We start from the raw sequence: 20493 nt of genomic DNA on the forward strand, positions 1-20493 counted from the left end.
ACAAGAAAATCATACATCTCCAAATTTTAGTCTTTATACATTTTATCAATCAGATGTTGATATTTTTCCTGAATCACTTTACGCTTCAATTTAAGAGTAGACGTGATCTCTCCTGCTTCAATACTAAATTCCTTAGACAGGAGAGTAAATTTCTTTATTTTTTCAAAACGAGAAAATTCCTTCTGTAGCTCCTCAAAACGTTTTTCGAAGAACTCAATAATTTGAGAATTACAAAGAAGCTCCTCTATAGATTCAAAAACAATATTCTGTTGAAAAGCGTACGCTTGCAAAGGGCCTAAAGCAGGCACAGCCAATGCCGTTACATATTTCTGACAATCCCCGATAACCGCAATTTGCTCGATAAACTGATCGTTTACCAAAGTCGTTTCCAATTTTTGAGGAGCAACATACTTACCACCGGATGTCTTCATCAAATCCTTTATTCTATCGGTGATAATCAAGTGACCATTCTCATTAAACTTTCCAGCATCTCCTGTGCAGAACCAACCATCTTTCATCACCTCAGCTGTAGCTTCAGGTTTCTTATAATAACCTCGCATCACACCAGGTCCCTTCACCATAATCTCATCGTTATCCCCTATTTTTATTTCGGTTCCAATAATGATATGTCCGGTGGTTCCAAAATCTATATGTGAATCCCCATACAAACAAACCGTAGCCATGGTTTCGGTTAGTCCATAACCCATTTTAATATTGATCCCAATGCCATGAAAATACTCGATAATATCTCTCGATAAAGGAGCACCTCCACAAGGGGTGAAATTAATTCTACCACCAAAAATATCCCGAAGCTTACTCAATACCATTTTATCAGCAAGCTTAAATTTCAATGCTATAAAGAAAGGAATTTTCTTTTCCAGTCTTTTATAATCATTATTATGCTTTTGTCCAATCCTAATCGCCCAATTCATCAGGTTCTGTTTGAAAGGCGAGGCTTGTTTAACCTTCTCCTGAATTGCAGCATAAATTTTTTCATAGATACGAGGAACCGTACACATAACAGTAGGTTTCACCTCTTTCATTACTTCTGCAATTTTCTTTGGATCACGGTTGAAATAAACTTCTATTCCACGATGGAAACAAAAGAAACACCATCCACGTTCGTACACATGACTTAAAGGCAAAAAGCTTAAGGAGATATCATCTTGTGAAATAGTCAACTCTTCATCGTGAGAAACCAAAACACTGGAAATATTATTGTGATCAATCATCACTCCCTTCGGTTCTCCAGTAGTTCCTGAAGTATAAATTAAGGTTGCAAGATCGTCTAATTCACCTCTCTCAAAACGCTCTTCAAATTCACTCCCAACACCTGAATTCTTTCCATATACCAAGAATTCATCCCAATACATTGAACGATCATGATCACTAAGTTTGGTGTTCTTATCGAATACTACCACCATTTTTACGTGTGGAACATCCGGAAGGAGTTCCATGGTACGATTGTATTGTTCTTGTTCTCCAACAAAAATGATCTGAGCCTGAGAATCTTCTACAATATATTTAGCTTCCTTCGTTGAATTAGTTGGATAGATTGGTACAGTTACACCACGAATACTCATGATAGCCAAATCTGCAGCAATCCATTCCGGCATATTTTGTGAAAAAATGGCAACCATTTGTTTTTCACCAACACCCATTTTTATGAGAGCTTTTGAAATCTGACGAATCTGCAAACCGAATTCATTCCAGCTTACTCCTACCCACTTACCGCTCTCTTCATCTTTATAGCGCATTGCAATTCGCTCACCATACTTCTCAATACGGCTTCGAATTAACTTGCCCCAATGTTGATACTCCATAAAAGTATATTAGTTGTAATTCGCGTCAAAGATAAGGATGTTTCCTTAATTTAAAAGATTTAGCTCCTTACTCCAATAGAATAGAAAGGTTAAAAACCGACTGGAACAGACATAACAAACAACCCAATACACGAAATATATCCTATTTACCAACATCTTACAAAACAATAGCCAGAAACATAAATGCTCTGGCTATCTCTATACTATCAGTCTACCTAAATACTGAATTAATGCGCTATACTCATTATTTAATATGGAAATCCAATAATTTATCGCCCTCTAAATCAGCTATTAAATGGTCTCCAATTTGTACAGGACCAACTCCTTCCGGAGTTCCGGTAAATATCAAATCTCCTATTTTCAATGTGAAGAATTTCGACAAATAAGAAATCAGATAATCAATGGAAAAAATCATATTCTCACTATTCCCAATTTGCACTCTTTTCCCATTAATGTCCAGATTAAAGTTTAGATGATCTAGACTCGCAAACCTATTCTTTGGAACAAATTTACTAATGGGTGCAGCACCGTCAAAAGCTTTAGCCTTCTCCCAGGGTAAGCCTTTCTTTTTACATTCTGCCTGTATATCACGGGCAGTGAAATCAATTCCCAAACCAATCTCTTCGTAATAACGATGAGCAAACTCAACAGGGATATTTTTACCTACTCGATTGATCTTAACTACAATTTCCAATTCGTGATGGATATCTTTGGAAAAATCAGGATAATAGAAATCATTATTGTTCTTCAGCAAAGCCGAATCAGGCATAGAAAATACAACAGGCTCTTCAGGAACCGGGTTATTCAATTCCTTGGCATGATTCACGTAATTTCTTCCAATTGCTAAAATTTTCATTGTATGTTTAGGTTTGTACTATTTATTAAAACCTCGTAATTTAATTTCGGTAAGTATTTTTTTGGTGTATAAAGGAAAATCACTATTCATCACCCAACCGTAATATCCGGGCTGCTCTGCCAACACCTTTTCTACCGGCACACCTTTATTCTTACCAAAGTTAAAAGTCTCCACCCCATTTTCATCAATAATGATAAATCCTGCAAAATCGGCATTTTTATTTTGAGCGGAGAATTTAGAAAGATAATCTATATCATTCTCCAACTTATCATATTTATCTAACTGAGATTTTAACACTTCATAAGTAGCTATCGTATCAGCTTCGGCACCATGAGCTCCCTCCAACTCCTTATTGCAATAAAATCGGAATGCAGCTGTAAGTGTTCTTTGCTCCATCTTGTGGAAGATTGTTTGTACATCTACGAACTTTCTCTTCTTCATATCAAAATCAATATCAGCACGCAAAAATTCTTCTGCTAATAGCGGAAAATCGAATCGATTTGAATTATAACCAGCCAAATCACAACCTTCTAAATGTTTAGCAATTGTTTTTCCCAATTCCTTAAAGGTCGGTTCATCTTTTACATCCTCATCTTTAATTCCATGAATAGCCGTGGATTGCTTGGGTATATGCATTTCCGGATTTACACGATAAGTCTTCACTTCCTCGGTTCCATTCGGACTCACTTTCACAATACAAATTTCAACAATACGATCTTTAGCAACATTAATTCCTGTTGTTTCCAAATCGATAAATGCGATTGGATTCTTTAAGTTTAACTTCATTGATATATTATTTCTTGATTGTTACAAAAGTATAAAACCTAACAGAAAATCACTTTCTGTCAGGTTTTAAATATTTTAAAAACTTATCTTTTCTTGATCCTTATGCATTAATCATCATAGGCATTAACAACATCAACACATCTTCATCAGCATTTTCGTTATCGTATGGTAAGAAAATTCCTGCACGTGTTGGATCCGATAATTCTACCATCACATTAGCGGAGGAGATATTGGATAAAATTTCCAAAAGGAATACAGATTTAAATCCGATTTCCAGTTCTTGTCCTTCATATTCGCATTGTAATCTTTCTCTTGCCGAAATCGAAAAGTCAATATCCTGAGCAGAGACTACCAATTCATTTGTCTTCAATTCAAACTTAATTAAATTACTTGCAGGATTGGAGAATACAGAAACTCGTTTTAAAGTATTGTACAATTCCACTCTGTCAATTGTCAAAACATTAGGATTATTTTTAGGAATCACCGAATTATAACTTGGGTAATTTCCTTCAACCAAACGACAAATTAATTTATAATTAGAAAGGGTGAAAAATGCATTTTTATCATCGAATTCTACTTTCACAGGATTCTCTTCTTTAGGAAGAATGTTACGCAATAAAGAAGCTGGTTTTTTAGGCAGAATGAAAGATGATTCCACCTCTGATCTTCCATCCAAACGCTTATATCGAACTAGTTTATGAGCATCTGATGCAACAAAAGTAAGATCGTTATTTCCCAATTCAATAAAAATACCGTTCATCACAGGACGAAGCTCATCATCAGCTGTAGCAAACAAAGTTTTATTTACACCTGTTAGTAATACATCACTATCAACTGTAATATCAACAATACCACTTTCTTCTCTCTGAGGTAATTTTGGGAAATCCTCGCCATTTTGACCAACAATACTGAATACTCCATTTTCAGAAGTAATCTTTACTGCCAAAGAAGTAAGATCAATATCAAATGTTAGCGGTTGTTCCGGAAATTCTTTCAAAGTATCAGTCAAAATCTTAGCAGGAAAAGCAATTACGCCTTCCCCTACCGAACTATCCAAAGGTATGGTAGTGATTAATGTAGATTCCAGATCAGAAGCAGTTGCCACCAATTCGTCATTTTTTAATTCAAACAAAAAATTGTCGAGAATTGGCAATGTGTTTTTATTGCTAATAACCCGGCTAATTGCTTGTAAATGACTTAACAATTCTGTACTTGATACTACAAATTTCATTTGCATAATATTTAAACGTTTACCAAAAATTCTAAATCGAAAGCTCTTTTAATCAGACTTAAATATGTCAGGATAAAGGGCTAATATTAAGTGGTGAATATACAAAATTTATTAGGGAAAGTTGACATTCTACCATTAAAAAAAGAGACTCAATTCTGACTACATCAATTAAACTTTTAAAGCATCCTGTATTTTACCATCGAAGATATTCCTTAAAAGCTACTAAAAATCATAAGACTAAGTCATAAAACAAGCTACTGTACGCTCACCCTTCCCTATTATGAAGACAAAAGTAATATTTAGGCGCAAGAATCACTTGCGAAGCCGTGCAAATTTTCTTCTTCGCATATAAAATCGAAACAATGCAAAAATCAGTAATAAGAATAGAGGCAGGACTAAGTTGAACATTTGCCAAAACACTCTTTTGGTTCTTATTTTAGTTGGATTTAGCAAGCGTAATTTCACTTCTCTGGATCTTAGATTCATCCAACCTTTATCGTCACACAAATAATCCACGCAATTCAATAAAAAACTACTATTCCCATATGTTTTCCGGGAATATCGATCATAGCCTAATGCCTCTATCTGTCTGTTATTTCCAGAACCTCGCACCCTGTTCCGAATTATATCTCCATCAGAAACAACAATCATTTTAGTGGGCACACTCTGCTCTTTAAATGTTGACTTCTGAATTCCTTTCCACGCCCTATTTTTAAATACGGATGGAAAAATACCATCCAGTAGAACTGCTATATTTCTACTTCCGGATGGAAAATCACTTGGTCTCATTTTTCGATTAACAATATCCAAACTGATTTGCACAGGAACTTTCTCTAACTTCGTATAATCTGAGCTAGCCAAAAGAACTTGTCTTTTAAGCTTATTATTTTTCCCTACAAAATCAATAGAATTGGCAAACTCTGCCTTCACTACATTCAAGCCTTTGGTAATAGGATTAGTGTTTGGCGTTTTAAGTAAAGGGGAATAATACCATGGCGCCGGAGTAAATTTAGGAGCTTCTCCGGGTAGTGCTGTTTGAATTGGAATAAGCTGTCCTTGCACATCCATAATTAAATCGGGATTGATTCTCACCCCATAGGTAAACAATTGATCTTCGAGGTTAAGCGGTTTATAAAAAGCTACTGTACTCTCCTTTGTCGTTAAACTATCCATTGAAGCTTCCACCTCATCAATCAGCCACAGCACCTTTCCGCCATGCATAATATATTGATCGAGACGATATTTATCTGCTTTGGCAAATTCCTTTCTTGGCTGAGCAACAAGCAATGCCGCAAAACGGGAATAATCTTGTGCCAAAACTTTTGTTCCAATACGCTTCACTTCGTAACGCTGCAACAAAGAAGCAGTAATATCTGCTACTTCGTACTCATTCAGTTCCCCTTGTCCGGTTAAAAAACCAATTTCCTTTGGTTTTTGATCTTGCAATAAGCGAATGGCTGAAGTCAGTTCATACTCTAAAGCCTCAATAGATTGATTTAAATTCTGCTCTGCAGACAATCCTGCAACGCTTTTAAGCAAATGAATGGAAGTCTCTTTTTCTTGATCATGAACAATAATTCCAGGAATTATTATCTTTTGCTTTAAGCTGCCATCCTTTGTTTTTTCCTGCAAGCTGGTTGGTTTCAATCCCCTTTCAACTAACTGTTGGAAGAAAGCATTTCTCTTTTTGGGGTTAGCAATATCATTTGGATTAATTAAAGAATAAGAAATTCTCTTATTGGAATAAACAGCTAATTCGTCCAACATTTCCATACAAGCCTTTTGCAGCTTTGTAAATCCGTGAGGTAAGTCTCCGGCAAGATAAATTTCGAAGTATAAATCTTTATCAAGCGAAGCAACCAATTCCTTGGTATTATCAGAAAGAGAATAACGTTTTTCGGATGTAAGATCCCAACGAAAAAATGAAAACTGCAAAATGAATACTACAACAAGCAGTACTAATAAAGAGAGTAATAATTTAAAGAGATCCTTGCTTTTTCTATGTTGAGCCATAATGCTGTGAATTACCATTTTCTACTTTGAAGAACTGTTCTGGTGATTAGGATAAAAGCAATAATTACCCCAAAGAAATAAGTCAAATCTCTCGAATCTACAATACCTCGGGAAATTGAACGATAATGTTCATTGATGCCTATAGAAAATATAAAAGTCTGTAAAGTTTCCAAAACTTGCCATTCAGCCAAATAATCGAAACCAATATAAAAAACAAAGCAGAGAACCAGGGCAAGCAAGAAGGCAACCACCTGATTATCGCTTAAAGCACTAGCTAAAACACCTATCGAAACATATACTCCTGCCAGTAGAAAAAGACCAATAAACGAACCCCAGAAAGCACCCAAATCTAAATTCCCCATAGGACTTCCTAAGTAGTAAATAGAGGCAAAATAAACCAGACAAAATAAAAGAGTAAAGGCAATTACCAGGAATGCAGCAAAATATTTAGCCAAAATAATTCCCATATCGGAAATAGGACGAGTAAACACCAACTCCATAGTCCCTTGTTTTTTTTCATCAACAAACAAGCGCATGCAAACAGCAGGAATCAGGAACAGATAAATCCATGGCGCAATTTCAAACAAAACGTCCAGATTTGCATATCCGGTATCCAGCGGATTAGAATCACCAGGAAATACCCAAATAAATAATCCGGTAGCAATTAAAAATACGGCAAGAATAAGATATCCGGTAAGAGAACTAAAAAAAGACCTTACCTCCTTAAAAAGAAGTGCTAGCATAAGAAATGTTCTAATGAAAGATTGCAAATGCAAATTTGCAAAATATTATCTGTAGAAAAAACCAGTTTCCTGTATTGATTAAATTTATCTCAACAATTATACTTTGGAAATCGAACCAGCACAATGTACCTGTAAATCCTCATATATCATTTTAGCAAAACGAGCCGAAGCGCCTGCTCCTCCCAATTTTTCATGTAATAATTGATAATTGTGCAGCATCTTATTCCTGTATTCCATATTATCAAGAATGAGTGTCAACTCTTCGGAAATATCTTTAGGATTACAATACTGCTGAATCAATTCTTTCACAATTAACTGATCCATCACCAGATTTACCAAAGAGATATACTTTACATGCAGCAATCGTTTGCCAATGGCATACAGCAACTTCCCTCCACCTGTAAGATAGCAAACCACCTGCGGAATACGCAACAAGGCAGTCTCCAGGGTTGCCGTACCCGAAGTAACCAATGCGGCTTTCGATTGCTGCAAAAGATCATAGGTTTGTCCGTACACAAACGCCACCTTACGATCGCCCACAATATTAGCATAAAATGCTTTGTCGATGGAAGGAGCAGCCGCCACTACAAACTGATGATCGGGAAAGGAACTTATGGTATCGAGCATTACAGGAAGAATACGCTCTATCTCCTGCTTACGGCTACCGGCAAGAAGTGCTATTATGGGTAAATCCGAAAGCTGATTTTTAGCCGTAAAATCAGCAAAACTTTCCTCTTTATTGGGACGATTCTCTATGGCATCCAACAAAGGATTGCCTCCGAAACTCACCGGATAATTGTGCTTTTTATAAAATTCAGTCTCGAAAGGGAAGATCGTGAACATACGATCGACATTGACTTTTATTTGCTTCACCCGCCCCTCTTTCCAAGCCCATATCTTAGGAGAAATATAGTAATGCACCCTAATGCCATGTTTTCTGGCAAACTTGGCCATGCGTAAATTAAATCCGGGATAATCGACCAGAATTAGAACGTCCGGTTGATAGGAAAGTAAATCCTTTTCACAAAGCTTAAAGTTCGCTCGTATCTTTCCTAAATTCTTTAAGACAGTCACAAACCCCATGAAGGCAGTTTCGCGGTAATGCTTCACCAATTCGCCACCCTGTGCCTGCATTAAATCGCCGCCCCAGAAACGAAAGTGAGCGTCTGTATCCTCTACCTTTAAGGCTTTCATTAGGTTAGATGCATGAAGATCACCTGATGCTTCTCCAGCAATGATGTAGTAATTCATTCTATTATTTTAATATCACTATTAATTATAGGCAACTGCTAACGGACATGGCTATATCCCAAATCGGAAAACAGCAATAACCAGAGAATACAGAATTGTAGCCAGAAGCACTCCTCTTGCGGCCTTTAGCATATCTGTTTTAATAAAGAGGAAAAAGAATACAATATTTCCGAAATAAACAGCCAAAGCCATCACTTTCGTGTAGATATTATAAACAAGCAAACTATCTAAAAAATCGTTGATGGACATTTCTGCCTGAAATTTTACCAGATAAGCTATATAAATAGACAGGATGGGAACCAGGATTCCCAGAATTGTACCTAAAGGCATATTATTAATCCTCGATTTCATAATCCCAGGTTTTAAGATCCTCCAATAAAGCATGAGCAGTCATATCTACTTGTGTTGGCACCACCGAAGCAAATCCATTACGAATGGCCCACTCGTCGGTTTCTTTGGAATTAGGCTCTGCATTTTTAAAATATCCGGTAAGCCAATAGTAATCTCCTCCAAACGGATCGGTTCTGTGATCGAACTCCTCTTTCCACATTCCCTCGGCCTGGCGGCACACCCGAATGCCTTTAACTTCTCCTTTTGGGAAATTTACATTTAAGCAAACACCTTTCTGCAATCCCTTCTCAACTAAATTGCCAAATATCTTACGTCCATATTTCACAGCTTCCGAAAAATCCGCATCAGGGTTAAAATCATTCAAAGAAAAACCCGCCGAAGGAATACCATTCAGACAACCTTCGATAGTAGCGCCCATAGTTCCGGAATACAGTACACTCACCGAAGTATTTGCTCCGTGATTAATTCCCGAAACAAGAAAATCAGGTGTGCGTGGTAAAATTTTATTCAGCGCCAATTTCACACAGTCAACAGGAGTTCCCTTGCAGCTGTATATATGCAGATTTTCCTCATCGCGCACTTTCTTTATGCGGATAGGAACCTCAACCGTAATGGAATTGGATTTACCGGAATTGGATCTGTTTGGTGCTACCACATAAATATCTCCATAGCCCTTCACCAAAGCAACCAAGGCTTTAATACCTTTCGCATTCAAGCCGTCGTCGTTGGTAACTAATATAATTGGGGTTTCTTTAGTATTGCTCATCTTTATTTTTTGATAATCCTACAAATATATTCCAATTCGGTTCAATTATCAATTCGAAAGAATGATTATTAACTTTATCTCCAGGTAAATTAAAAAGGATCTTGTTCAGGCACAGCCAATGAATGCTAAATACCAACAATTCTTTCCTCAACCTTACCAAAACAACGCACCAAGCCTGGCAGGAGTAATTTCTGACAGCCTTGCTCTAAACTAAGCTTATACAGTTTAAGCCATTATTCTACTTGTTACTTGGAGCTAAAATTTCTACTTTTGTGAGCTTAAAGAAGGAAGAAGGAAAAAGTAATTGCCTCTTCTATTGTATTGAAAATTATCAGATAAAACACACATACAAATGAAGGTATCGTACAAATGGCTGAAAGATTATATCGACATTGATCTTTCGCCTGCTGAAATGGATGAAATTCTAACTCAAATAGGATTGGAAGTTGGAGGAATTGAAAAATTTCAATCTGTAAAAGGAGGTCTGGAAGGATTGGTAATTGGGGAAGTAAAAACCTGTGTTGCCCACCCAAATTCGGATCATTTGAGCGTGACCAGCGTTGATGTTAATGGTGAAGAATTATTACCAATTGTTTGTGGTGCAGCGAATGTAGCAGCCGGACAAAAAGTGGTAGTTGCTACTGTTGGAACCGTTTTATACGATGGCGACGAGAGCTTTACCATCAAAAAATCGAAGTTGAGAGGCGAGCCTTCTATGGGAATGATTTGTGCTGAAGACGAAATTGGTTTAGGAAGCGGCCATGATGGTATTATGGTACTACCCGAAGATGCTGTTGTGGGTACACCTGCCAAAGAATATTTTAAGATTGAAGATGATTTAACCATCGAGATTGATTTGACCCCTAACCGTGTGGATGGATCTTCTCATATCGGCGTAGCCAGAGATATGGCTGCTTATCTAAAACAACAAAAAGAGATCGATTACAAGATGCCATCAGTAGATGCATTTAAGGTCGACAACAACAATACGCCTATCGAAGTGGAGGTAGAAAATACCGATGCTTGTCACCGATATTCGGGAGTATGCATTAGCGGTATCACCATTGCCGAATCACCGGAATGGTTGCAAAACAGACTAAAAGCAATTGGACTGAGCCCTATCAACAATGTAGTGGACATTACCAACTACGTGCTATTCGAAACAGGTCAGCCCCTACACGCATTCGATTATGCCAAGATCGGCGGTAAAAAGGTTGTTGTAAAAACTGTTGCCGACGGCACTCTTTTCACTACCCTCGACGAAACCGAACGAGAGTTAAATGAAAAAGATTTGATGATCTGCAATAGCGAAGCTCCTATGTGTATCGCAGGAGTATTTGGCGGATTAGATTCCGGCGTAAGCAACACTACTACCGATATCTTTTTAGAGAGTGCTTATTTCGATTCGGTATATGTTCGTAAAACCGCTCGTCGTCATGGATTAAATACCGATGCATCGTTCCGATTCGAGCGGGGAACCGATCCGAACAACACGATCTATGCAATGAAACGCGCCGCTCTTTTAATCAAGGAAATTGCCGGTGGCAAAATTTCATCCGAGGTAATCGATATCTATCCAAATCCGGTTGAAGACTTTAAGGTAGAAGTAAGTGTGGCACGTATCGAACAACTTATCGGTAAAAAAATCGGTAAGGAAACTATCATCAAAATTCTTACTGCTCTCGAAATTAAAATAGAGAAAGAGGACGGCGATACATTAAACCTTTTGGTTCCTCCCTATCGTGTGGATGTGAAACGCGAGGCGGATGTAGTAGAAGAGGTATTGCGTATTTATGGCTTTAACAATGTGGAAGTACCATCGAAGGTGAATGCATCTTTAAGTTTTGCACCAAAACCCGATGAGCACAAGCTAAGAAATACCATCGCCAACCTACTTTCCAGCGTTGGTTTCAACGAGATCATGAACAACTCGCTAAGCAAAGCATCCTATTACGAGGAATTGGAAAGCTTGAAATTGGAACATACCGTTCGTATCTACAATCCATTGAGTTCCGACTTAAATACCATGCGCCAGAGCCTTTTATTTGGCGGATTGGAAAGCATTGCCTACAATATCAACCGTAGAAATACCGATCTTAAATTCTTTGAGTTCGGAAAATCGTATCAGCATTTTGTGAACGAAGCCAACGAGAATCCGGTAGACAATTATTTCGAGACCGAGCGTTTGGGATTATTCATCTGTGGAAACAAAACAACTGCCAGCTGGAATTTGAAAGAGGAACCAAGTAATTTCTTCCATATTAAAGCTTACGCTGAGAATATTTTAAAGCGTTTGGGATTCCAGATCGATAAATTAAAGATCCGCGAAAGCGAGAACGACCAGTTTACCGAAGGATTAAGCTATGGTGTTAAGAAAACACAGCTGCTTGAAGTGGGAATGGTTAGCGGTAAAATATTAAAAAAGATGGGTATTGATATTCCTGTTTTCTATGCTGATTTTAATTGGGCCAATGTGCTTAAAGAATATGTAAAAAACAAAGTAAGCTTTACCGAATTGCCTAAATATCCTGCCGTTAAACGGGATTTGGCTTTACTAATTGACAAGACTACCAGCTTTGCAGAGATTAAAACCATCGCTTTTAATTGCGAGAAGAATTTATTGAAATCGGTTGCTCTGTTTGATGTTTACGAAGGAGAAAAATTAGGTGCTGACAAGAAATCTTATGCTGTGAGCTTTATTCTTCAGGATACAGAAAAAACCCTGAACGATAAGCAAATTGATAAGATCATGCAAAAATTGATTAAGAGCTACGAGAAACAACTCGGAGCACAAATAAGATAAGACAACAATATCCTTCGGGATGATAAAATGGCCAGCTTCCTTGGGGAGTTGGCTTTTTTTTGTCCTCTGGATAAATCCAGAGGCAAGTCGAAATTCAGAGGCAAGTCAAATAAATCCGTAGGCAATGGCGATAAATGCTGCGACACATTTCTTAAAAACCCCAATGCCAGCAGAAAATAAAGAACAAGGTCGGCTTGTAGTTCTTTTTTCAAAAATACCTACACTCGCATCTCCCCTTAAATAACTCGTAACGCCCCTAAACAATCTTGGAGTGTAGATCGGAAGACCCGTAATTCCTATTAACAGACTTGAAGCTTCTATCGGAAGACTTGTACCTTATATTAATTGATACGAAACATCAATCGGCAGACATTAACATCAGCTTAATTGACTTGAAGTTGAACTTGAAAGACTTGCAGTTCATCTTAATAAACTTGAAACTCCTATTGGAAGACTTGGAGTTCATCTCTACAGACTAGAAACCTGCCTGGGAAGACTTGCACATACGCTTAATAGACCAGGAGCTTATCAAGACTGACTAGTAAACAACATCTACCAATATAAACTTAGCATCATCTCCATTCCACTTTATTATGCTCTTATAAGCCTGCATAAAATAGCCTTCATTATTTTTCAATGTCCGCACTATATCAAAGTATAATAGTAAATACAAAATTTAATACACCACCATCGAGCAACATTCCACAAACCACTAAACCTTTGTCTTACCATACATACAACACAAGGATATCTTGAAAAAACAACAAACACAATATTATACAAAAGCCTATTGATTACTTATGGTCATTTTCTCATAATTTTTTTCGGTTAATTAAAAAATTATTTTTAAATTCGACACACCCGACTATAAATCAAATCATAATTAAAATAAACTAATCTGAAATGAAAAAAACAATTACAGCAAGGCAAAATGCCTTCCAGCAGGTAGTAGTAACACTAACCAACAACCAAACAAAATTTTCACAAATCGCAGCAATGGTAAATATGTTCACCGATCTGAATAAACTTGTAGGTGAAACAGATGAGTTAATAACCAAAGCAGGTAGTATTCCTACCAAAACCGCAGGAAATAAAAACCTTGCAAGAACCGAGTTAATAAACATCGCATTAAAAACCAGTAGTATTGTAAAAGTTTATGCTTTTGTTATTAAAAATGAAAATCTGAATAATTTTGTTGCAAACATTAGCATGTCATCCTTGGGTTTAATGCGCAATCAGGAGCTTTTAAACTTTTGTAAAAATCTACTCGACAACATCTCACCAATCACTAGCGAACTTGCCGACTACGGATTTACCGAGGAAATGAAAGCTGAATTGCAAACCGAGATTGAAGATTACGAAAAGCTGATGACGCAGCCTCGGCAATTAATTAGCGAGCGCAAAACAACCAATGAATTAATCGAAGATAATATCGACAAAATTCAAAGCTTGCTATCAAATCAAATAGACCCAATGATGGAACTATTTACAGAAGATAAGGAATTCTATTTATCCTATAAATCGGCTCGCATGATTGTTGATCCGGCTAGTCACAAAAGAGTGACAGATAACGAAAGCTCAGAACAAACCGAAGAATAACACATTACATACAATTTTTGTTCATAGCTGCAACACCTGCACCTTTATTTGGGGTGTGGGTGTTGTTTTTTAGCTGCTTGTTGAATTAGAATCCTTCATAAACTCGTAATAATACATTCCACCCCTTTGGGGCTCAACACAAATCTAAAAATAAATATTCCTCAAGCTCCAAAGGAGCGCAATTGAATAACACAGGGTATAAACCCTATGTTATTACGAATTAAAATCCAACGATAAACCCAACTCACAATAACACATCATTTAATCCGTAAAAGTTTTGCCAGAATAAAAAAAGCATCTATTTTTGTTTCGTGTTTTTACGAAATACGTAAAAATAATAAGAAACAGACTTATGGAAGACAAACAATTTTATTCCCCTGAAGAAAAACAAATGGCACGATTTGCGAAAGCCTTATCGCATCCGGTACGGATTTACATATGCGATTTACTTTCCAAACAATCCTGTTGCTATAGTGGTGATTTAGCAGAAGAAGTACCTATCGCCCGATCGACTTTATCACAACATTTAAAAGAATTGAAAAATGCAGGATTAATTCAGGGCGAAATTATGCCTCCAAAAATTAAATACTGTTTAAACAAAGAGAATTGGGCATTAGCCAAACAATTATTCAAACAATTATTCAAATAGATAAATTGATTTTATAACAAATACAAAATAAACAGATGATGAAAATTAAGGTATTAGGCCCTGGTTGCAAAAAGTGCGTTACACTAGAGCAAGCAACAAAAAAAGCAGTAGCTGAACTAGCTATTGATGCAGAAGTAACAAAGATTGAAGACATGGTACAAATCCTATCCTACGGTGTAATGTCAACGCCTGCCTTGGTTATCGACGAAAAAGTAGTGATGAGCGGCAAGGTAGCCAGCATATCCGAAATCAAGGAATATATTCAAAAAGCATAATTACAAGTACATTATTCATCCATATCACTCTTAAACAATTAACAAATGAAAAAAATCATCTTTTACAGCCTATTGGTTGCAGGTATTAGCCTTGCATCTTGTCTAAGTAAATCGAACCAGGTTCAGGCGCAAGCACAAATGAAAGCAGCTAGCGGATGCAGCAGCGCATGTTCTGCTGGAACAGCAGCAAAAAAGAATGCTCAAGTGAACGAAAACAAGGAAAGTGCAGGCGTTTACTATTTTCATGGCGACAGAAGATGTACTACTTGTAAAGCAGTTGGCAAAACTGCACAGGAAGTAGCAGCAAAATTGCAAGTTCCTTTCTACGACATTAATTTCGATCAGCCCGAGAATAAAGCTATCGCAAAGGAATTTAATGCCAGTACATCAGCTTTATTCATCAAGCATAATAAATCGGGGAAAGTAGACGATCTTACCAATTTCGCCTTCCGCAATGCCCTTAGAAACACCGAAGCTTATGTTGCTAAACTAGAAGCTACCATTAAAGCAGAATAAATAAGTTGGTCTGGAATTAACATACGGGCATCGATAAAAGATGCCTGTATTACAAATATTTCAGAGAAGTACAAAACAAGTCACGTCCCTTTACAGGATACCAAAACATTGCTCATGGATTATTTAGATCAACTATTATCGCAAACAAATTTACCCATATTCTCGGCATTTTTACTGGGCTTAATGACCGCCATTAGTCCTTGTCCGCTAGCTACCAACATTACAGCAACAGCATATATTAGCAAAAATCTGGGAAATAAGAAGAGAATATTTTTCAATGGATTGATTTACACCTTAGGACGTGCCATAAGCTATACAGTGCTAGGTGCACTACTCTATTTTGGAGCAAGCAAATTCGATATCTCTTCATTTTTCGGAACCTACGGAGAACGGATGCTGGGTCCTTTATTACTGATAATCGGAATTTTCATGCTCGATTTAATCTCCATTAATTTCCCCGGAGTTGGGAGAATCACCGATCGTATTAAAGGAGAAAAAGTACAGGGGAAATATTGGGGCGCATTGGTACTGGGAATGATTTTCGCATTGGCATTTTGTCCGTACAGCGGTATTCTGTACTTCGGCATGCTAATTCCACTAAGCATTTCACAACCCGATGGTTTATTTCTTCCTTTTGTTTATGCAATTGCCACAGGATTACCTGTAATTATCATCGCCTACCTCTTAGCATTTACGCTATCGGGAGTAGGTAATTTTTACAACAAAGTAAAAAGTTTCGAGTATTGGTTTAGAAAAATTGCTGCCGCAATATTTATCCTGGCAGGTCTTTATTTTTCGTATATCTTTTTTATTAATTAGAAACATTAAACGTTGAGATAAAAAAATTCTGATTTAAACATCTCAGGTACAACATCAAATAACATGATTAAATCCATACAATTAGCCAAAAAAAATCAATTGATTTGGGCATTACTATTATTGCCCGTTTGGTATGTTTTATATATCAATCTTCAGAATTTCTCTGATTTCATTATTGATAATCTATTTCATCTTACAAAAGGAAGCCATCTTACCGAAACCCTTCGATTCTTTATTTTCGAAACTCCAAAAGTGCTATTGTTATTGGTTTTGGTTGTTTTTGGCGTTGGGATTCTACGCAGTTACTTTTCACCGGAGAAAACCAGAAAAGCATTGGCAGGAAAGTCCACTTTTGTAGGGAATATAATGGCTGCCATTTTAGGAATTGTCACTCCTTTTTGTTCCTGTTCCGCTATTCCTCTATTTCTTGGATTTGTTGAAGCGGGAGTTCCTTTAGGTGTAACCTTCAGCTTTTTAATTGCTGCACCAATGGTTAACGAAATTGCCTTGATCCTGCTTATCGGATTATTTGGGTGGAAAACCGCAGTAATCTACACATTAACAGGATTAATAATTGCCATTTTAGCTGGATGGTTGATTGGTGTGTTAAAACTTGAAAAATACGTACAAGACTGGGTATTCGAAGTAAAAACCGGTCAATCGGATTTAGATGCCACCAAAATCACCTTTTCAAAACGAATTAAAGTCGGCTTAGAAACTGTAAAGGACATTGTTGGAAAGATTTGGATTTATATAGTAGCAGGTGTAGCCATTGGAGCAGCAGCACATGGTTACGTACCGGAAGATTTCATGGCCAATCTGATGGGAAAATCAGCATGGTATTCGGTACCACTATCTATTCTGATCGGAATTCCGATGTACTCCAATGCAGCTGGAATAATACCGATAGTTAGTGTTTTAATCGAAAAAGGAGCTTCCTTAGGAACATCACTGGCATTTATGATGTCAGTAATTGGCTTATCCTTACCGGAAATCATTATCCTGAAAAAGGTATTGAAGATGCCATTAATTCTTGCCTTTGTTGGAATTGTTGGCTTTGGAATTCTTTGTGTTGGTTTTATTTTTAATTTTATCTACTAGCATTAGCAAATTCTTCAAACCCGGATTATTTCAAAAGTTCTTGCTTTCGCGATAAAATAAAATCAACAGATGCAAGAATTTACCAGTCATAACAACATTACCAAGCCTGTCGTTTTATTCGACGGGCTTTGTAATTTGTGCAGCACCGCGGTGCAATTCATCCTTACCTACAATAAAAAACAAAACCTATTCTTTGCATCCTTACAATCTGACTTTGCACAGGAACTTCTGACACAATACAAAGTGGAAAGCCGTATGGATACAGTAATTTTCATTGAAGACCAACAAGTATATCAGAAGAGTGCCGCTGCCTTTCAAATCAGTAAACATCTCGTGTATCCCTGGAAAGCATTTTATTATTTCCGATACATTCCCAAATTCCTCTCCGATTGGATCTATCTGCGAATAGCAAATAATCGTTATTCCTGGTTCGGAAAAAAATCTGTATGCATGGTGCCTCAACCAGAATGGAAACATAGATTTTTGGAATAAAAAACCGGAACCTCAAGAGATTCCGGTTGTAAATATATTCTAAAGATAAATTAGTCTCCAAAACAGATACCAACACCTTTTCCTGTCTTCACCAAATTTGCTTTTGGATCCACAAGATTTTGTTGTCCGATAGCCTCCAATAGAGGAACAGCAACAACTTCGGGATGACGATAAGCCACCATGTGTCCGAATTTTCCTTCCAATACCATTTCAAAAGCTTTTACTCCAAACTGAGTAGCCAACACACGATCATAAGCAACAGGAATACCACCACGTTGTAGATGTCCCAAGACAGTAGTACGAATATCCGCTTCAATACCAGCATTTTTCAATTCCATAGCCAGGCGATCAGCAGCACCACTTAATTTCAGGTTTGGATTTCCAACCTCGCTACTCTCTTCGGCTAAAGCAGTTCCACCAATTGGCATCGCACCTTCAGCAACCACAATAATACCAAAGCCTTTTCCCTTCAAGAAACGAGTATCTAGTTTTGCTTTTACCTTTTTAATATCATAAGGGATTTCAGGAATCAAGCAAGCTTCGGCTCCACCTGCAATAGCAGCACTTAAAGCAATCCATCCTGCATCACGACCCATAGCTTCCAATACAAAAATACGATTGTGTGATGCTGCAGTAGTTTTCAATTTATCAACTGCCTCGGTACAAATTTGCACTGCTGTCTGATAACCGAAAGTAAAATCGGTAGCAGAAAGGTCGTTATCGATAGTTTTCGGTACACCGATAATATTCAATCCTTTTTCGTATAATGCCTGTGATATTTTTTGTGAACCATCGCCACCAATACTAATTACAGCATCAATTCCCAAGTATTGTAATTTGCGAATCATTTCATCAGAACGATCGGCAGATCCCCAGGAGCCATCTTTATTTTTTACCGGCCAAGCAAACGGACCACCCTTTGTAGTAGTTCCAATGATTGTTCCTCCTTGATAATGTATGCCTTTCACCGCTACATCATCTAATATTTTTATTTCAGTAGGTTCTTTCAATATCCCATCAAAAGATTGAATACTTCCCACTACTTCCCAATCTTTTTCTTGAGCTGCACGCTTCACAACCGCGCGAATTACAGCATTCAACCCAGGGCAATCACCACCCCCCGTTGCAACTAATACTCTTTTCATAATTGTCAATTTAATATATTTCAATCAATTTGCTTGGCTAGCGCCGCTAAAATAAAAATATTTTTCGAGACCAAACAAACAATTTCAAAATCAATGAATTGCAATCGATTTCGAAGACTTTTTTATAATGAATTTGAATTATTAAATTTGATAAAACCAATACGTACACTTAGTATAAGTTTAAAATATAGCTTTTGAGCCTAATAAAATCTTCTTTCTTTAAAGATTGACAAAAAAGTTAAGCTTATTAATGGGTTAAAAAAAATAGAATATGAATATCGAGATTTTCAAAGGAGACATCACAAAACTGGCAGTTGATACTATTGTAAATGCAGCTAATACCAGCTTATTGGGCGGTGGTGGTGTCGATGGAGCAATTCATAGAGCTGCTGGATCAGAATTATTGGAAGCCTGTAAGAAACTAAATGGTTGCGCCACAGGAGAGGCCAAAATAACAGACGCCTTTCATCTGCCCTGCAAATTTGTGATTCATACGGTAGGACCAATTTGGAAAGGCGGAGATCAAAACGAAGTCAAGCTGCTAAAGTCTTGTTATAAAAAATCCTTACGACTAGCTGATAAGAATGCATTAGAAAGTATCGCTTTCCCCAATATCAGTACTGGTATCTATGGATTTCCTAAAAAAAAGGCTGCTGAAATTGCAATTAAAACAGTACAAAAAGAATTGAAGAAGTGTAAGTTTATAAAAACGGTAATATTTTGTGTTTTTGATGAAGAAAACTTAAAGCTGTATCAGAATAAAATCTAATATACTGCAGATTCCACCACTTCCTCCTCAAACTTCCAGCGCTTATATTTTCCCCAATTTATCATTTGGGTATATCCTTTTTGCTGTAGGAACAGGATTACATTCTGTGATTTAAGACTCAAATCACAATAGATAATCAATTGTTTATTTGTGGGAATTTCAGGATACCAATCTTCCACCAGATGATGTGGAAAAGTTTTAGCTGTAGGAATATGTCCAAGGAGATAGTACTCCTCCTCCCTCACATCAATAATCCAAATATCCGGATTGGGATGATTACATAATTCCAGTAATTTTTTTGCCGGCAAATATTTAGATAATTTCTTACCATCGCTTGATTTATATCCATAATAATTGGGAATATGAATAAAGTACCAATAAATCCCAAAGCCAATGGCCGGGATTGAAACCAACAATAAAATTACATCCATAGTTCATAAACTTGATCGAACAAAATACTTACTAATTCGATTCTTCGCAAAAAAAATCTCCCAAAAGGAGATTT

At 37.0% G+C, this 20493-nt stretch carries 20 protein-coding genes; 9 read left to right on the forward strand and 11 right to left on the reverse strand.

Annotated features, from left to right (window positions below; all coding sequences use genetic code 11):
• Positions 1–26 precede the first annotated feature (26 nt).
• From DLK05_RS06920 to surE, 9 genes are all read right to left on the reverse strand, one after another.
• Positions 27–1823, reverse strand: coding sequence for an AMP-dependent synthetase/ligase (locus DLK05_RS06920; RefSeq protein ID WP_127343285.1), 1797 nt, complete (start codon positions 1821–1823; stop codon positions 27–29).
• A 244-nt stretch (positions 1824–2067) separates the two neighbouring features.
• On the reverse strand, positions 2068–2679 hold the full coding sequence (locus DLK05_RS06925; protein ID WP_127343286.1) for a fumarylacetoacetate hydrolase family protein: 612 nt from the start codon (positions 2677–2679) through the stop codon (positions 2068–2070).
• 18 nt (positions 2680–2697) lie between these two features.
• Entirely contained in the window at positions 2698–3465 is a 768-nt protein-coding gene (locus DLK05_RS06930) for a 3'-5' exonuclease (protein WP_127343287.1), read from the reverse strand.
• 100 nt (positions 3466–3565) lie between these two features.
• Complete coding sequence (dnaN, locus tag DLK05_RS06935) at positions 3566–4696, reverse strand: DNA polymerase III subunit beta (protein ID WP_127343288.1); 1131 nt, start codon at positions 4694–4696, stop codon at positions 3566–3568.
• A gap of 312 nt (positions 4697–5008) precedes the next feature.
• Positions 5009–6709, reverse strand: a complete 1701-nt coding sequence (gldG, locus tag DLK05_RS06940) for a gliding motility-associated ABC transporter substrate-binding protein GldG (RefSeq protein ID WP_209319768.1) — start codon at positions 6707–6709, stop codon at positions 5009–5011.
• An 11-nt stretch (positions 6710–6720) separates the two neighbouring features.
• A complete protein-coding gene (gldF, locus tag DLK05_RS06945; protein ID WP_127343290.1) occupies positions 6721–7452 on the reverse strand; it encodes a gliding motility-associated ABC transporter permease subunit GldF in 732 nt (243 codons plus the stop codon).
• 96 nt (positions 7453–7548) lie between these two features.
• Positions 7549–8703 carry a lipid-A-disaccharide synthase gene (gene lpxB, locus DLK05_RS06950; protein WP_127343291.1) on the reverse strand — a complete coding sequence of 385 codons (1155 nt, stop codon included), beginning with the start codon at positions 8701–8703 and terminating at the stop codon, positions 7549–7551.
• A gap of 51 nt (positions 8704–8754) precedes the next feature.
• A complete protein-coding gene (locus DLK05_RS06955) occupies positions 8755–9054 on the reverse strand; it encodes a hypothetical protein (RefSeq protein ID WP_127343292.1) in 300 nt (99 codons plus the stop codon).
• Positions 9038–9820, reverse strand: coding sequence for a 5'/3'-nucleotidase SurE (gene surE / locus DLK05_RS06960; RefSeq protein ID WP_127343293.1), 783 nt, complete (start codon positions 9818–9820; stop codon positions 9038–9040). The genes DLK05_RS06955 and surE overlap by 17 nt, the downstream gene beginning before the upstream one ends.
• A 352-nt stretch (positions 9821–10172) precedes the next feature.
• Between surE and pheT the strand changes: the two genes are divergently transcribed.
• From pheT to DLK05_RS07000, 8 genes are all read left to right on the forward strand, one after another.
• Positions 10173–12623 (forward strand): phenylalanine--tRNA ligase subunit beta, encoded by a 2451-nt coding sequence (gene pheT / locus DLK05_RS06965; protein ID WP_127343294.1) that lies wholly within the window; start codon positions 10173–10175, stop codon positions 12621–12623.
• A gap of 903 nt (positions 12624–13526) precedes the next feature.
• Positions 13527–14222 carry a hypothetical protein gene (locus tag DLK05_RS06970; protein WP_127343295.1) on the forward strand — a complete coding sequence of 232 codons (696 nt, stop codon included), beginning with the start codon at positions 13527–13529 and terminating at the stop codon, positions 14220–14222.
• 352 nt (positions 14223–14574) lie between these two features.
• The gene (locus DLK05_RS06975) at positions 14575–14871 is read left to right on the forward strand and encodes an ArsR/SmtB family transcription factor (RefSeq protein WP_127343296.1); all 297 of its coding nucleotides are present in this window, start codon (positions 14575–14577) and stop codon (positions 14869–14871) included.
• A gap of 38 nt (positions 14872–14909) precedes the next feature.
• Positions 14910–15146: a thioredoxin family protein gene (locus DLK05_RS06980; protein ID WP_127343297.1), complete on the forward strand. Its 237-nt coding sequence runs from the start codon at positions 14910–14912 to the stop codon at positions 15144–15146.
• Between the two features lie 45 nt (positions 15147–15191).
• Positions 15192–15662, forward strand: coding sequence for a nitrophenyl compound nitroreductase subunit ArsF family protein (locus tag DLK05_RS06985; RefSeq protein ID WP_127343298.1), 471 nt, complete (start codon positions 15192–15194; stop codon positions 15660–15662).
• A gap of 114 nt (positions 15663–15776) precedes the next feature.
• Entirely contained in the window at positions 15777–16481 is a 705-nt protein-coding gene (locus DLK05_RS06990) for an aromatic aminobenezylarsenical efflux permease ArsG family transporter (protein ID WP_127343299.1), read from the forward strand.
• A 63-nt stretch (positions 16482–16544) separates the two neighbouring features.
• Positions 16545–17582 carry a permease gene (locus DLK05_RS06995; protein ID WP_127343300.1) on the forward strand — a complete coding sequence of 346 codons (1038 nt, stop codon included), beginning with the start codon at positions 16545–16547 and terminating at the stop codon, positions 17580–17582.
• A 69-nt stretch (positions 17583–17651) separates the two neighbouring features.
• On the forward strand, positions 17652–18074 hold the full coding sequence (locus DLK05_RS07000) for a thiol-disulfide oxidoreductase DCC family protein (RefSeq protein WP_127343301.1): 423 nt from the start codon (positions 17652–17654) through the stop codon (positions 18072–18074).
• A 50-nt stretch (positions 18075–18124) separates the two neighbouring features.
• Here the strand turns inward: DLK05_RS07000 and DLK05_RS07005 are convergent, their stop codons facing one another.
• Positions 18125–19219, reverse strand: coding sequence for a 6-phosphofructokinase (locus DLK05_RS07005; protein WP_127343302.1), 1095 nt, complete (start codon positions 19217–19219; stop codon positions 18125–18127).
• A 271-nt stretch (positions 19220–19490) separates the two neighbouring features.
• Here DLK05_RS07005 and DLK05_RS07010 point away from each other — a divergent pair, with 271 nt between their 5' ends.
• Positions 19491–19988, forward strand: a complete 498-nt coding sequence (locus DLK05_RS07010) for an O-acetyl-ADP-ribose deacetylase (protein WP_127343303.1) — start codon at positions 19491–19493, stop codon at positions 19986–19988.
• Here the strand turns inward: DLK05_RS07010 and DLK05_RS07015 are convergent.
• Positions 19985–20419, reverse strand: coding sequence for a rhodanese-like domain-containing protein (locus tag DLK05_RS07015; RefSeq protein ID WP_127343304.1), 435 nt, complete (start codon positions 20417–20419; stop codon positions 19985–19987). The genes DLK05_RS07010 and DLK05_RS07015 overlap by 4 nt on opposite strands.
• Between the last annotated feature and the right edge of the window lie 74 nt (positions 20420–20493).

Source organism: Ancylomarina longa (assembly GCF_003996985.1).
Classification (GTDB): domain Bacteria; phylum Bacteroidota; class Bacteroidia; order Bacteroidales; family Marinifilaceae; genus Ancylomarina_A; species Ancylomarina_A longa.